Genomic DNA, 14,632 nt, shown 5'->3' on the forward strand with positions numbered 1-14,632 from the left:
TTTGTTTATGAATAACAATTTCTCTAACAAAGTGCAGATGAATCACATATGAAAATTTAGGGAGGTTTTTTATCATGTATTATTTTTATTCGCCAGAAATGTTTGCTCCATATCAATGGGGACTAGAACGAGATGTTTCGTATGCTTATATGCCATATAACTCATTTTATTATGGAGACTATATAAGCGCATTGCCATACGCATATATCCCTCAAAGCTATGAAGTACAAATGAAAGCAGATGATCGTGGATCGTGGACACCATTTACATGGGTTGAAAAATATGCGTACGCATTTTCAGGACCGTATAATAAAGCGGAAGTAGCTCTTACATTTGATGATGGACCAGATTCTGAATTCACGCCAAAAATATTAGATAAGTTAAAACAACATAATGTAAAAGCTACTTTTTTCTTACTTGGTGAAAACGCAGAAAAATTTCCGAATGTAGTAAAGCGTATTGCAAATGAAGGGCATGTAATTGGTAATCATACGTACAGTCATCCGAATTTAGCGAAAGTAAATGACGCTGAGTACCGTAATCAAATTATAAAAACGGAAGAAATATTAAAACGTTTAGCCGGCTATGCTCCTAAATTTATACGTCCACCGTATGGTGAAATACTTGAAAATCAATTGAATTGGGCAACTGAGCAAAATTTTATGATTGTACAGTGGAGTGTTGATACAGTTGATTGGAAAGGTGTAAGTGCCGATACGATTACAAATAATGTGTTAGGGAATTCATTTCCAGGTAGTGTCATACTGCAGCATTCTACTCCAGGTGGGCATTTACAAGGATCTGTTGATGCACTAGACAAAATTATTCCGCAGTTAAAAACGAAAGGGGCACGTTTTGTAACACTTCCAAGTATGTTCCAGACATCGAAAGAAAGAAAGTGAACGTGTTATAAATTGGAAAAATAAGGGTTGTGTCGTATAATGAAAGTGTAAGTTAGGGGGGGATATAATTGATTGATGCACTAGTAAACATAGGAATAAGCATATTGATTGGTATTATTTTTATACTTGCGGCAATTATTCTTCAAAAAAATCCACCGACCGATATTAATGCGGCATATGGTTATCGTACGAAACGATCTATGAAAAATAAGGAATTATGGGATGCGGGTAACAGGTATAGTGCAGAAGTGATGAAGCAAAACGGATTTATCATGATGTTAATTGGAAGTGTTATTAGTATACTGTTTAGATATCCACATACAATAATAGCGATTATAGTGGTTATGCTGTTATTAATCATTCGTTTATTTATACAAGTAGAGAGTAGATTAAAAATACTTGAACAATAATAAAAAAATAGGACTCTACGCAATATTTTGCTAGGAGTCCTATTTTATTTATTAACTATTATTTTTTAATAATTCTTTTCCTTGCTCTATAACAAATTCATAGTATGCAAGATCATACGGATAAATATCTTCAAATGTTATCGTAATCGGTGTATTGTTTAAGACTGAAATAGTCGTTAAAGATGAAATCTCTCCTTTTAATAGTTGTAGAAAAGAAGTTGCATGTACTTTCATCACATCGTCTACTTCTTCACCTGGTGCGAATGGAAGTGGATTGATGACGTTGTGAAAATACATATGACAAAACTCGCGATCAGTAAGATTTGAAATTTCATAATCTATTTTAAAGATTCCCTTGTATGTTAAATCATTAGTTTGAAAGGAAAGCCCTAATTCTTCCTCAATTTCACGAAGACCACCAATTTGTACATCTTCATCATGCATAATATGTCCAGCTGAAGTAATATCCCATATACATGGAGCTTCTTTTTTATTTTTAGAGCGTAATTGGAAATATAAAAACATATCTTCATTATCTTTTTCTACAAACCAGCAATGAAATGTTTCGTGCCAATCGCCGTCACGATGCACTTCATCACGTAATTTCTTCCCAAGTGTATTTCTTTCAGGATCAAATATTGTTAACCACTCTGTCATTTTAATTCCCCTTTCCTCAAATTTTATTATACAATATTTGTATTGAATTTTGGGAAAATAAAGAAAAAGGAGTGGTTATAAGTGGGGATAGAGCGTACGGAAATAAAATCGATTATTTCAACAGAGGAAGAGTTACGGAAAATATTGGGGCAACCAAGTGAGCGAGCATTGAAAAAAGTTATTTCATCATTAGACCACCATTGTGTAGATTTCCTTTCTAAATCTCCTTTTCTAGTATTATCTACTGCAAATAAGTTAGGGGAGTGTGACGCCTCGCCGCGAGGAGACGCACCTGGATTTGTATACGTACTCAATAATAATAAAATTATCATTCCAGAAAGACCAGGAAATCGTCGTATAGACTCCATTTTGAATATTATTTCAAATCCACGTGTAGGACTAATCTTTTTTATTCCAGGTCTTGGGGAGACACTCAGAATAAATGGCCGAGCGTATATTATAAACGACGAAGAAATTTTGAAAGAAATGCAGGCGAATGGACGCAATCCGTTGCTTGGAATTGTTGTTGAAATAGAAGAGTGTTATATTCATTGTGCAAAAGCTTTTATTCGTTCTAAGATGTGGGATCCAGAATCTTGGTTAAATAAAAAAGAGTTACCTTCAGCAGCAAAAATGTTGCTGGAGCATGCGAAAGTGAATACTTCAGAAGAAGATGTTGCACGTTCTTTAGAAGAAAGTTATACAAAAAGATTGTATTAGAAATTTTATTAATATAGTTTTGTAGAGCGGATATGTACGGGTTTTAGAATGGGGAATTTATATATGAACCGTTGATTTATAAAATGGAGAAATAACAAAATAGGTAAATTGAGTGGCGGTTGCATAATGCTATTGTAAAATATTATAAAAAAAATTCTTGAAAATAGTTAGTAAAAATAGGCTTGCTTTTTAAAAAGTTGATAACTATAATAAGTTAACAAATAGACATGAACGAAAAAGTAACGATAAGGACAAGAAATCATTTTTACGGTTTACAGAGAGGGAAGTCTAGGGTGTGAGCTTCCTAACACGAGAAATGGTTTTACCACCTTTGAACTTCAATAGTGAACGAGTAATCTAGTAATTATTGACGGTATCAGCCGTTATCTGAACTTGAGCAATCTAGGAAGAAATACGTCTAGGTTGGAACAAGGGTGGAACCACGAAAACACATTCGTCCCTTTCCTAGGGATGAGTGTGTTTTTTTACGGTTTTAGAGATTGAAAATTTAAAATAATTAAAAAATAGTGTTGATTTTGTTTTTTATGCGAGTATAATGAGTTAACAAATAAACATGAACGAAAAAGTAACGATAAGGACAAGAAATCATTTTTACGGTTTACAGAGAGGGAAGCCAAGGGTGTGAGCTTCCTAACACGAGAAATGATTTTACCACCTTTGAACTTCAATAGTGAACGAGTAATCTAGTAATTATTGACGGTATCAGCCGTTATCTGAACTTGAGCAATCTAGGGAGAAATACGTCTAGATTGGAACAAGGGTGGAACCACGAAAACACATTCGTCCCTTTCCTAGGGATGGGTGTGTTTTTTTATTACTTTGAAGGGAGGTGCGGTAACATGAAACTATTTATAAGTACAGAAATAACCACCACCTGCATGACAAAAAAGCAGAGTAAGGTGATTTATAGGTGTAACAATTAAACTTTTAGGAGGAGATTAGAAGATGAATAACGTTATAAATGTTGGGGTATTAGGTTTAGGCACGGTCGGAAGTGGTGTTGTTCATATTTTGAAAGAACATTATAAAAAAATCGCTCTTGATACAGGATACGAAGTGAAAGTGAAAACAGTCGTTGTACGTGATTTGGAAAAAGAACGCGATGTTTGTATTGACGGAATTGCAGTCACAAGTCATGCAGATGAAGTTCTAAATGATTCAAATATTGATATTGTAGTAGAGGTAATGGGCGGAATTGAAGAAGCAAAACAGCATATTGTTAAGGCTTTAGAAAATAAAAAACATGTCGTAACAGCAAATAAAGATTTAATGGCTGTATATGGTGCAGAGCTTCTTCAACTGGCAAACGATAATGATTGTGATTTATGTTATGAAGCGAGCGTAGCAGGCGGTATTCCAGTGTTAAGAGGACTAACTGACGGGCTAGCATCAGATCAAATTGAAAAAATAATGGGAATTGTAAATGGTACAACAAATTATATGTTAACAAAAATGAGTCAAAATGGGTGGTCTTATGAAGAGGCTTTACAGGAAGCGCAAAAATTAGGTTTTGCAGAATCGGATCCGACAGCAGATGTAGATGGACTAGATGCGGCGCGAAAGGTAGCAATTCTTGCAAACTTAGGTTTTTCGATGAATGTTTCATTAGATGATGTGCAAGTAAGAGGGATTCGAAAGGTTGAAAAAGAAGATTTACAAATGGCTGAAAAGTTGGGATTTACTATGAAGTTAATTGGGAAAGCAGAAAAACAAGGATCAGCCATTCATTTAAGTGTAGAACCGACACTTTTACCAAGTCGTCATCCATTATCGAATGTAAATAATGAATTTAATGCAGTATATGTTCACGGTCAAGCGGTAGGAGAAGTAATGTTTTACGGACCTGGAGCTGGAAAGTTGCCAACTGGTTCTGCTGTAGTAAGTGATATTATTTCCATCGTTAAAAATATGAATCAAGTGCCGAAAAATAAAAGTGCGTTAAAAGAACCAGTTCCTTATGAATTACAAGGTGATGAAGAAGTAGTTTCGAAATATTTCTTGCGTATTTCATTACGAGATGAGCCTGGGATGTTACAAAAAATAACAGAATGTTTCGTTAATTACTCTGTAAGTTTAAAAGAAGTTATTCAATTACCTTTAAACCGTGAACTGGCAGAAGTTGTTATTGTGACACATCGAACTTCCAAGTATCAATTCGAACGAGTTTTAGGAGCGATAGAAGCTGTCGCAAGTGAAATAAACAGTTACTACATTATTGAGGAGGAAAAACAATATGTATAAAGGACTATTAAAACAATATGCTTCTTATTTACCGGTGAATGAAAACACACCTGATGTCAGTTTAATGGAAGGAAACACACCTCTTATTCCGTTATTAAATATATCAAAGCAATTAGGGATTCAGCTATATGGTAAGTACGAAGGAGCGAATCCGACAGGTTCTTTTAAAGATCGTGGTATGGTGATGGCAGTTGCTAAGGCGAAAGAAGAAGGTTCAGAAGCAATCATTTGTGCATCAACAGGTAATACATCAGCATCAGCTGCAGCATATGCGGCACGTCTTGGGATGAAATGTATAATCGTAATCCCTGAAGGAAAGATTGCGCATGGAAAATTAGCGCAAGCGGTCGCTTATGGAGCTGAAATTATTTCAATAGAAGGGAATTTCGATGATGCACTTAAGGCTGTAAGAAATATTGCTGCAGAAGAGCCGATTACATTAGTAAATTCAGTGAATCCTTATCGAATTGAAGGACAAAAAACAGCAGCATTTGAAATTTGTGACCAATTGCAAAATGCACCAGATGTTCTAGCTATCCCTGTTGGGAACGCAGGGAATATTACAGCATATTGGAAAGGCTTCTGTGAATATGAGAAAGAAAAAGGTTATAAGAAGCCAAGAATTCATGGCTTTGAAGCAGAAGGAGCAGCGGCAATTGTAAAAGGGCATGTAATTGAAGAGCCTGAAACAATTGCAACAGCAATTCGCATTGGTAACCCAGCAAGTTGGTCGTATGCAGTAGAGGCTGCCGAGCAGTCTTGTGGTGAAATAGATATGGTATCAGATGAAGAAATTTTACATGCGTATAGGTTATTGGCAAAAACTGAAGGAGTTTTCGCTGAACCAGGATCAAATGCTTCATTAGCCGGCGTAATTAAGCATGTTAAATCTGGAAAAATCAAAAAGGGAGAAACAGTTGTTGCAGTATTAACTGGAAATGGTTTGAAGGATCCTGATATCGCTATTTCTTCAAATCAACTAGACATCGCAAGTGTGTCAAATGATATAGAACAAATTAAAGATCATATTAAAGGGGTGATTATGTCGTGATACCATTAAGTGTTCGTGTCCCTGCTAGTACGGCGAATGTTGGTCCTGGATTTGATTCAGTTGGAATAGCTTTGTCATTGTATTTAGATGTGGTGGTTAAAGAAAAAGCTGATAAATGGCAAGTAATCCATTCCTTTGAAGAATCAATTCCGACAGACGATAAAAATTTAATCGTTAGCACGGCATGTAAAGTATGTCCTTCTATATCACCCCATATAATAGAAGTTACTAGTAATATCCCATTAACAAGAGGGCTAGGAAGTAGTGCATCAGCGATTGTAGCTGGGATAGAGCTTGCGAATCAACTAGGCAATTTGAACTTAACTGCTGATCAAAAAGTTCAAATTGCTACAAATTTTGAAGGACATCCTGATAATGTTGCTGCTTCTATATTAGGTGGAACTGTAATCGGAGCACTTGATGGAAAGGATATTTCCGTCGTAAGAATTGAGAGCAAGGAATTAGGGGTAATTTCTCTTATTCCGAATGAAGAATTAAATACAGATGAAAGTCGCTCTGTATTACCAAAGATGTTTCCGTTTCATGAGGCAGTTAAAGCTAGTGCGATAAGTAACGTATTAGTAGCTGCATTATGTCAAAAGCGGTGGGAAGTTGTAGGTGAAATGATGGAGAGAGACCATTTTCACGAGCCATATCGTTTAGAACTCGTACCGTTATTACCATCTATTCGTAAATGCGCAAAAGAATTTGGTGCGTACGGCACAGCACTTAGCGGTGCGGGACCATCTATTTTTATATTAACGCCATATGAGAAACGTCAAGAAATCGCTGAGCAATTAGCGAGAGTATTTACAGATATGAAAGTATGTGAGCTTGAAATCGACCATAAAGGTATTATTGTAAATAAGGAAGAGCATATTGGATCGTAAAGAAAGCTGGCATGGCTAGCTTTCTTTACGTTGCAAACCTATTTTAAATTAGGTTTTTTCGGAAAAAAATATAAAACAAATGTTGATTTTGAATAATGTAAGTAAAGAGTGTATTCATTTTGGAGGTGATTAAATGAATAAAGAGTCACCAGAAGAAAAAAGAGAGCGTATGAGACAAAGTGAATTAAAAAGTAATCCTACGGGTTCTTTACATGACGGACTCAATAGAGCGGAAACAGGTAGTCCAGTTGATATAGCAGGCGGTATGAATTGGAAAGCTACAGGGATAATCATTTTAGTACTACTTTTAGGATACATTGTATACACTTATTTTTTCAGTTAAAGAATGCTTGTTAAAATTTTGATTTGTTTAGTTTCATAATTGTTGAGAAAAAATGCAGTTACTGTATTACATATCTTCTAAGCAAATTATAGTTGTTCATATCAACTTTTAATACTCCAAATAGAGCTAGCAAAATGCTAGCTCTATTATTTTTTGCCACATTCCTGTAACAAACCACCTGTATATTCATTGGTGGAGGTGCAGAGGATGAAAAAAATGATAGCGATATGTCTTCTAACAACTATGCCATTTTCGACTTTAGTCGGTTGTGACGTAAAAGGTAGTAATGCTGTACAAGAGTCTAAAATAAAGAAATCGACGTATAAAGATTTTACTTATGATGTAAATCCAGAAACATTCACATTAACTGTAGAACATGAGGGGGTAAAGGAACAGGCATCACAACCCCTACCGAAAATGAAGGTATCGAATGTAAAAAAAGAAAAGGATCGTACATCGTGGGAATATCCAGATCAAAAAGTGAAAATAAAATTAGAAAAGAAAAAAGACCACTTAAACATTGAAGTGGAATCGACTGGTGCAGAAAGCTTTACATGGCCGAAAGTAGAAGCTGAAAATTATACACTTCCGTTATGGGAGGGTAAGCAAATTCCGAGCAATGATGAGAATTGGAAGAAGTTTTTAAAGGATGATGCATATTCATTTGCTGAATCATTTTCTATGAAGTTTTTCGCATTAAATGGTTCGAAATATTCAATTGTATATATTGCAAACAATATGTTTAATAATGAATTGAAATTTCATTCGGATCCGAAAATAGGATTTGATTTTACACATGAATTTCCGAGCATAAATAAAAATAAAACATATGGATTTCAATTATATGTGACAAATAATGATGCGGTAAGCATTGCTAAACTGTATAAGGATGATATTGTTCGAAAAGGTGAATTTAAAACATTACAAGAAAAGGCTAGAAAAAATAAAGAAATCGAAAAGTTATATGGAGCGGCGCATTTTTATTTTTGGAATCAAAATGGTTTATCAGAAAGTAATATAAATTGGCCAAAACTAAGGGAACAAATAAATAGCTCGCTGTTTAGTCATTTAAAAGAACTTATTCAAAAGAATAGTTCAGAGCCTGGGGAACTGAATGTATTAGATCAAGTAAGTAAACAAGATTTCATTGATAAGTATCAAAAAAATGTTATTTTACGTTATACAAACGAAGTATTATCCATGAAGGAATTTTATAAAGAGGATATTTTTCAAAACGTTGATCAGGAAGCTAGTGTGCTATTAAAGAAAGGTGTAGGTCACTTAACGAACACAGAATTGTATAGCTTAAATAAGCATTTATTAAAGTCGCTACTTGGTGATGCGGTTGAAGAGGTAAGTAAATGGGGTAATGCAGATGGAACGGACATACTAAAGGAAATGAAAGAGGTAGGAATAGAAAATGCGTGGATTGGTCTGCCGAACTGGGAACAAGGATTTATGCAACCTAATTTCGTGACAAAAGCTAAGGAAATGGGGTATTTAGTTGGTCCGTATGATTCATATCATTCCATTCACGAAAAAAGTGATAAAAATTGGAACACAGCATCCTTTAATGACCCATCACTATATGATGAGGCTACTGTAACGAAGAAAAACGGAGAAAAGGTGCAAGGCTTTTTAGGCAGAGGTCGCAAGTTAAACCCGACTTTATCACTGCCTAGTGTAAAGGAACGCATGAATGATATATTACAAAATGGTCCTAAATATAATTCATGGTTTATTGATTGTGATGCGACAGGTGAAATTTACGATGACTATTCAGCGAAACATATAACGACACAAGAACAAGATTTAAAAGCACGTTTAAAACGAATGGACTACATTGCGCAAGAAAAGGGTATGGTCGTTGGTTCTGAAGGTGGAAATGATTTTGCTAGTAGTACGATTGCATTTGCACACGGAATTGAAACACCTGTTATTAAATGGGACGATGAAGATATGCGGAAAAATAAAACAAGTCCGTATTATGTCGGTGGATATTGGTCACCAAATCAAAATGTTCCCGAAAAATATGCAAAACAAGTACCATTGAAAGAAGAATATAAACAAGTATATTTAAACCCAGTATATTCGGTACCATTATATAAATTAGTATACAATGATTCCGTTATTACAACGCACCATTGGGAATGGGGAAGTTTAAAGGTAAAAGGTGAAGTTGGAAATCGAATGCTGTCTGAATTATTGTATAATGTTCCTCCGTTGTACCATTTAGATGAAGTAGAGTGGAATAAACATAAAAAAGAAATTACAGAGCATCTAAAAGTTTGGAATGAAGTTCATGAAAAAGCAGTAAAAGAAGAGATGACGAATTTTGCGTATTTGTCAGAAGATAAGCTAGTACAATCTGTTTCTTATGGAAAAAATATTAAAATCATTGTGAACTTCTCAAATGAAGATATGGAAGTAGAAAAAACGAAAATAAAAGCAAAGTCGGCTTTTATTGATAATCAGGGGAAGAAAAGCATGTATACGCCGCTTGAGAAATAATAACGTGAAATATACTGTATTCATAGAGGTTTTATCATTAGCTGGACTCTTTATTCATATCGTTTATCTGGAAAAAGATATCCTAATTTAAAATGAAAGAGTTAATGAATTTATAAATTTGCATGTTGCGAAGTGTTAAATTTTTGAAATTGGTAAATAGTGACTTGCCAAAAATAAGTACGAGAGTATAATGTGAAATGGAATACATATTGGGTTTAAGTAGTAACCTTACAAAATTGTAAGGTTAATGAAAGGAAATTCAATATGAAGATAAATAGACTTACATTATACTTGGTAAAGAGAAAGAGAGGCGAATGGGTATGAGCTCTGAATTAGAACAAAATACTAGAAGTAATAAAAAGCGTTCTAAAAGAAAGTCAATAAAATGGTTCATATTAATTCCATTTTTCCTACTTATTTTTGGAGGAATAGGATATGGTTCGTTTATATATAATAAAGCAAAAGCTGTTGTAAATGATGCGTATGCGAAAATTGAAAAGTCATCAAAGCGTGATAAAGAAGTTGAACCTTTAAAGGATAATATTTCAATATTAATCATGGGTGTAGATGGAAGTGAAATGAGAAAAAGCCAATATGGCGAAGCAGTTCGAACAGATGCACTTTTATTAGCAACAATTAATAAAGATGATAAGTCTGTTAAGCTAGTAAGTATTCCACGTGATTCACGTGTTTATATTCCAACTAGAAAAAAATTAGATAAAATTACTCATGCTCACGTATTTGGTGGCGTAGAAAGCACACGCGATACAGTGGAAAGATTTTTAAATGTCCCTGTTGATTATTATGTGAAGTTTAACTTTGAATCATTCGTACAAATTGTCGATTCAATTGGTGGTATTGATATTGATGTACCAGTTACTTTCACTGAACAAGATAGTAAAGACCAAGCTGGTATGATCCATTTAGAAAAAGGTTACCAACATTTAAATGGAGAACAAGCACTTGCACTTGCAAGAACGCGTAAAATTGATAGTGACGCAATGCGTGGACAGAGACAGCAACTTGTAATAGAAGCAATTGCTAAAAAAGCAATGTCTGTTCAATCAATTAGCAAAATGGGCTCTTTACTAGATGCGGTTGATAAAAACATGAAAACGAACTTAACATTTGACGATATGCTTGCCATTACAAAAAATATGGCAGGATCTAATTTGGAAATGGAAAAAATGCAAATAGAAGGTACAGATAAACGTATCGGTGGTATTTATTATTACATTCCAAATGAAAAAAATGTAAAAGATATTTCAAAAAAATTAAATGATCATTTAGGTGTAACGCCAAAACCAGTTCGAAACGAATAATAAAAAAAGATTGGCTTTTGCCAATCTTTTTTTTGAAGTGGATTAGCAACTTTTTAATAACGTTTTTTTGTTGCGGAAAAATTATACTAAAATCATTTTAATTTATATAAACAAAAGGTGTAATTATACGATATACTAGAGGGGACTATTTGGAAATTAGCTCCTAAAGTTGAAGGGAAGGAAATTCAATTTATCACTATTTATAGAACAATTGAATTGGTGGAAATTGAAACAGGTTAAAGAAAGACTGTTCAAAATGCAATTACATATTCATACACAATGAAGCGATTAAGGTGAAAGACGAAGAGATAGTAATTGCGAAAGATCATGTATCATATATTGACCAGCTATTTTACCAGATTAATAATCAAACAATAGGTGCTTAGCTATCGTCAAAAAAAATGGTGGACCTTCATGGAGATACGTTTAGTCGTATAAACACATGGAACAATACTTTTGATAAAACTCCCATTATAATACAAAAAAATCTGTTTACATGGTGAAATAAAAATAAATAGATGTATAATTATATTGGGCGATTTATATATAAGATTAATAGGGAGAGGAATTCGATAGAATGGAAAAAGCTTTAAAAATTAAACAAATAGTAGTCGTTTTAATAGCGATTGCCGCAGTAGCTATTGGGTATTACATGTTTCAATCAATTACTTCACCAGCAAAAGCTGTTGCGAAACAAGAAAATGTAGTGCAGCTTGCAAGTGAACAGCCGAAAGTTGAAATGAATAAAACGGCACCAAGTCGTTTTAATGGAAAAGAAAGAAAAGTTGCTTATCTTACATTTGACGATGGGCCAGGGAAATATACGGCTGAATTATTAAATACGCTAAAACAACATGATGCGAAGGCGACGTTCTTTTTAATTGGAGCGAATGTCAAAGAATTTCCTGATTTAGTGAAACGTGAAAATGCTGAGGGTCATTATGTAGGCATGCATAGTATGACACATAATTTTGCAAAGTTATATAAAAATGGCGAGTATGTAAATGAGATGAAAGAAGATCAAGGTTTAATCGCTAATATTATTGGGAAATCACCTAAATTAACACGTCCTCCATATGGTTCGATGCCTGGATTGAATGAAGGTCTTCGAAATAAAGTGGTAGAAGGCGGATTTAAAGTATGGGATTGGACAATTGATTCATTAGATTGGAAATACAATAAAATGCCAGTTGATGCAGCTGCAGCACAAATTGCTCAAAACGTATTAACAAACGCAACAAAACCGCAGGAAGTAATTTTAATGCATGATATTCACCCGCAATCAGTTGCTGCTGTGCCAGCAATTTTAAAGGGGCTAAAAGAAAAGGGTTATGAGTTTGAAGCTTATCATGAAGAGAGTCACTTCCCAGTGAACTTCTGGCATGATAACCGTATGTAATGGAGGAATGAACGTTGAAGTATGGAAAAGTAGCAGTAGTTGGAGCATTATCAGTAGGACTTTTAACAGGTTGTTTCGGTGAAAAACCAGAAGAAAATTTATATACAGCTTTTGAAACAGCAGCAACACAAGAAAAATCTTTAGTGGATGAAGCAAAAAAATTAGAGCAGTTAGAGAAACAAGGGCAAGAATTATATGCTCAAATTTTGCAAGAAGGTAAAGATCATAATGAAGCAGTTGTGAAGAAAATAGAGCAAGCTACTGCAAATGTAGATGATCGTGAAAAAGTATTGAAAAGTGAAAAAGAAATGTTAGAAAAAGCACAGAAGGAAACGAAATCTGTTCAAAGTAATATAGAGAAGATTGAAGATAAGAAGTTACAAAAACAAGCAAAAGCAGTAGAAGAGTCGTATAAAAATCGTTATGATGCATTCAAAAAGATGCATGAAAATTACACGAAAGTGTTAGCGACTGAAAAAGAACTGTATGAAAAATTAAAAGTAAAAGAAACGAAATTAAAAGAAATCGGTGAAAAAGTTAAAACTGTTAATGAATTAAATGTGGAAGCACAAAAGTCGAAAGAGCAGTTTAACAAATTTACAAAAGAGTATAATGACAGTAAATTAGCATTCTACAAAGATGCAGAAATTAAGATTAAAGATCAGAAATAAAGAAGAATCTAAAGTGTAATAAAAAGCCGGAGAAACATCGTTATAAATGTTTTTTCGGTTTTTTACGTTAAATGAATAGAAAAGACTGGAATTGATATCATAAAAGAGTTATAGTGAGTTATTCTAAGGGAAACATTGTAAAGTAAGGAGAATGGAAATATGTCATATGAATTTTTACTCAAATTAGGTTTAGCACTCTTTTTAGGATTATTCATCGGGATAGATAGGCAGCTAAAGAATAAACCACTTGGTGTGAAAACAAGTATGGTTATTTCTGTAGCAAGTTGTTTAATTACGATGGTTTCAATTGAATCTGTGCATGTATATTCTGTTCCAGGACATACAAATATGGATCCGATGCGACTGGCCGCTCAAATTGTTAGTGGAATTGGTTTTCTTGGCGCAGGTGTCATTTTACGAAGAAGTAATGATGTTATTTCTGGATTAACAACAGCTTCTATGGTGTGGGCTGCTTCAGCTTTAGGGATCGCAATTGGTGCGGGATTTTATTTACAAGCGACAGTTGCTATGGTTTTAATTATTTTAGCGATTAATGTACTTCCGCAACTTGTGAAAATTGCAGGACCGTATTCATTAAGACAAAAGGATTTATCTATAAAAATTACTGTTAAAGAGCATCATGAGTTAGATGGTATATTTAAGCAAATTAAAAATTTAGGCATGCATGTGAAACGCGTGAAAATTAAAGATATAGATAGTGGAGCATTTCAGCAACTGGAGATGGTTATTTTAGCTCCAGAAGATTTATATACAACAGAGTTATATAGTTCCCTGAAAGAGATTGATCGAGTAGTTTCAGTTGAAGTGGAAAGTAGATAATTGTGATAAAAAAGAGTGAAGTGAATTCACTCTTTTTTATTTGGATTTTTAAGGAATGAAATTGATATAATGATGAGTAACAAGGGGGAGAAATGATGGGAATACATATTAGAAGAGCAATAAAGGATGATATACCAGGTATAGCGAAGGTGCATGTTGATAGTTGGAAAACAACGTATAAAGGGATATTTGCTGACGAAATTCTAGATAATGTAGCATATGAGAAACGAGAAAAACAATGGGAAGATATTTTTCAAAAAGAAGGTAATCATCAATTTAGATTTGTAGCAGAGAATTTAAATGGAGACATAGTTGGATTCGTCGATGGGGGAGTAGAAAGAACTGGTACATATAATTGTGATGGAGAATTATATGCAATCTACCTTTTACAAGAGTATCAAGGAATGAAAATAGGACAAAAGTTATTTCAAGCTTTATTATCGGATTGTATAAACAATGATATGCAATCACTTTTAGTTTGGGTTGTTACGAATAATCCTTCTAAAAAGTTTTATGAAAAATTTAACCCTGAAAAAATTGATACGAAATTTTTAGAGAGAGTAAGGGTAGAAGAAACAGCGTATTGTTGGAGAGATTTGAATTTGTTATACAAAAAGTTATATAGATTTGCTTAAATAATATTATTATGTAAAC

14 protein-coding genes and 2 other annotated features are annotated in these 14,632 nt (G+C 33.9%); of the genes, 13 read left to right on the plus strand and 1 reads right to left on the minus strand.

All coding sequences use genetic code 11. From position 1 onward, the window contains the following. Positions 1-74: 74 nt before the first annotated feature. Both ACW0JX_RS09660 and ACW0JX_RS09665 read left to right on the plus strand, forming a co-directional pair. Positions 75-902, plus strand: coding sequence for a peptidoglycan-N-acetylglucosamine deacetylase (locus ACW0JX_RS09660; protein WP_000291203.1), 828 nt, complete (start codon positions 75-77; stop codon positions 900-902). Between the two features lie 71 nt (positions 903-973). Next, positions 974-1,312 carry an SdpI family protein gene (locus ACW0JX_RS09665; protein WP_025118474.1) on the plus strand — a complete coding sequence of 113 codons (339 nt, stop codon included), beginning with the start codon at positions 974-976 and terminating at the stop codon, positions 1,310-1,312. A 51-nt stretch (positions 1,313-1,363) separates the two neighbouring features. On the opposite strand, the gene ACW0JX_RS09670 is transcribed toward ACW0JX_RS09665, so the two are convergent. Further along, a complete protein-coding gene (locus ACW0JX_RS09670) occupies positions 1,364-1,969 on the minus strand; it encodes an NUDIX hydrolase (protein WP_053564720.1) in 606 nt (201 codons plus the stop codon). An 81-nt stretch (positions 1,970-2,050) separates the two neighbouring features. On the opposite strand from ACW0JX_RS09670, the gene ACW0JX_RS09675 reads away from it, so the two are divergent. The 11 genes from ACW0JX_RS09675 (at position 2,051) to ACW0JX_RS09725 (ending at position 14,613) form a co-directional block, all read left to right on the plus strand. Then, a complete protein-coding gene (locus ACW0JX_RS09675) occupies positions 2,051-2,689 on the plus strand; it encodes a pyridoxamine 5'-phosphate oxidase family protein (protein WP_053564719.1) in 639 nt (212 codons plus the stop codon). Positions 2,690-2,922: 233 nt separating this feature from the next. Then, positions 2,923-3,154 (plus strand) — a binding site (T-box leader). A 115-nt stretch (positions 3,155-3,269) separates the two neighbouring features. Next, positions 3,270-3,501: a binding site (T-box leader), on the plus strand. Positions 3,502-3,655: 154 nt separating this feature from the next. After that, positions 3,656-4,951, plus strand: coding sequence for a homoserine dehydrogenase (locus tag ACW0JX_RS09680; protein ID WP_098126073.1), 1,296 nt, complete (start codon positions 3,656-3,658; stop codon positions 4,949-4,951). After that, positions 4,944-6,002: a threonine synthase gene (gene thrC, locus ACW0JX_RS09685; protein ID WP_053564718.1), complete on the plus strand. Its 1,059-nt coding sequence runs from the start codon at positions 4,944-4,946 to the stop codon at positions 6,000-6,002. The genes ACW0JX_RS09680 and thrC overlap by 8 nt, the downstream gene beginning before the upstream one ends. Continuing rightward, entirely contained in the window at positions 5,999-6,892 is an 894-nt protein-coding gene (gene thrB / locus ACW0JX_RS09690) for a homoserine kinase (protein WP_000612682.1), read from the plus strand. The genes thrC and thrB overlap by 4 nt, the downstream gene beginning before the upstream one ends. Before the next feature lie 133 nt (positions 6,893-7,025). Beyond that, positions 7,026-7,235, plus strand: a complete 210-nt coding sequence (locus ACW0JX_RS09695) for a DUF6366 family protein (protein WP_088025281.1) — start codon at positions 7,026-7,028, stop codon at positions 7,233-7,235. 207 nt (positions 7,236-7,442) lie between these two features. Further along, complete coding sequence (locus ACW0JX_RS09700; protein WP_098976649.1) at positions 7,443-9,746, plus strand: glycoside hydrolase; 2,304 nt, start codon at positions 7,443-7,445, stop codon at positions 9,744-9,746. A gap of 320 nt (positions 9,747-10,066) precedes the next feature. After that, the gene (locus ACW0JX_RS09705; protein ID WP_459245629.1) at positions 10,067-11,068 is read left to right on the plus strand and encodes an LCP family protein; all 1,002 of its coding nucleotides are present in this window, start codon (positions 10,067-10,069) and stop codon (positions 11,066-11,068) included. 577 nt (positions 11,069-11,645) lie between these two features. Then, on the plus strand, positions 11,646-12,467 hold the full coding sequence (locus ACW0JX_RS09710) for a peptidoglycan-N-acetylglucosamine deacetylase (RefSeq protein WP_000409482.1): 822 nt from the start codon (positions 11,646-11,648) through the stop codon (positions 12,465-12,467). A 14-nt stretch (positions 12,468-12,481) separates the two neighbouring features. Then, entirely contained in the window at positions 12,482-13,138 is a 657-nt protein-coding gene (locus ACW0JX_RS09715) for a YkyA family protein (RefSeq protein ID WP_089170829.1), read from the plus strand. A gap of 159 nt (positions 13,139-13,297) precedes the next feature. Then, positions 13,298-13,978, plus strand: a complete 681-nt coding sequence (locus ACW0JX_RS09720; protein WP_000119510.1) for an MgtC/SapB family protein — start codon at positions 13,298-13,300, stop codon at positions 13,976-13,978. A 92-nt stretch (positions 13,979-14,070) separates the two neighbouring features. After that, positions 14,071-14,613: a GNAT family N-acetyltransferase gene (locus tag ACW0JX_RS09725; RefSeq protein WP_061661211.1), complete on the plus strand. Its 543-nt coding sequence runs from the start codon at positions 14,071-14,073 to the stop codon at positions 14,611-14,613. Positions 14,614-14,632: the final 19 nt, after the last annotated feature.

This window comes from Bacillus sp. C-3-6, assembly GCF_054509685.1.

Coding starts and splice junctions, on each gene's coding strand:
- ACW0JX_RS09725 (WP_061661211.1), top strand. CDS start 14,071: ATGATGGGAATACATATTAGAAGAGCAATAAAGGATGATATACCAGGT.
- thrC (WP_053564718.1), top strand. CDS start 4,944: ATGTATAAAGGACTATTAAAACAATATGCTTCTTATTTACCGGTGAAT.
- ACW0JX_RS09695 (WP_088025281.1), top strand. CDS start 7,026: ATGAATAAAGAGTCACCAGAAGAAAAAAGAGAGCGTATGAGACAAAGT.
- ACW0JX_RS09705 (WP_459245629.1), top strand. CDS start 10,067: ATGAGCTCTGAATTAGAACAAAATACTAGAAGTAATAAAAAGCGTTCT.
- ACW0JX_RS09700 (WP_098976649.1), top strand. CDS start 7,443: ATGAAAAAAATGATAGCGATATGTCTTCTAACAACTATGCCATTTTCG.
- ACW0JX_RS09720 (WP_000119510.1), top strand. CDS start 13,298: ATGTCATATGAATTTTTACTCAAATTAGGTTTAGCACTCTTTTTAGGA.
- ACW0JX_RS09670 (WP_053564720.1), bottom strand. CDS start 1,969: ATGACAGAGTGGTTAACAATATTTGATCCTGAAAGAAATACACTTGGG.
- ACW0JX_RS09680 (WP_098126073.1), top strand. CDS start 3,656: ATGAATAACGTTATAAATGTTGGGGTATTAGGTTTAGGCACGGTCGGA.
- ACW0JX_RS09660 (WP_000291203.1), top strand. CDS start 75: ATGTATTATTTTTATTCGCCAGAAATGTTTGCTCCATATCAATGGGGA.
- ACW0JX_RS09710 (WP_000409482.1), top strand. CDS start 11,646: ATGGAAAAAGCTTTAAAAATTAAACAAATAGTAGTCGTTTTAATAGCG.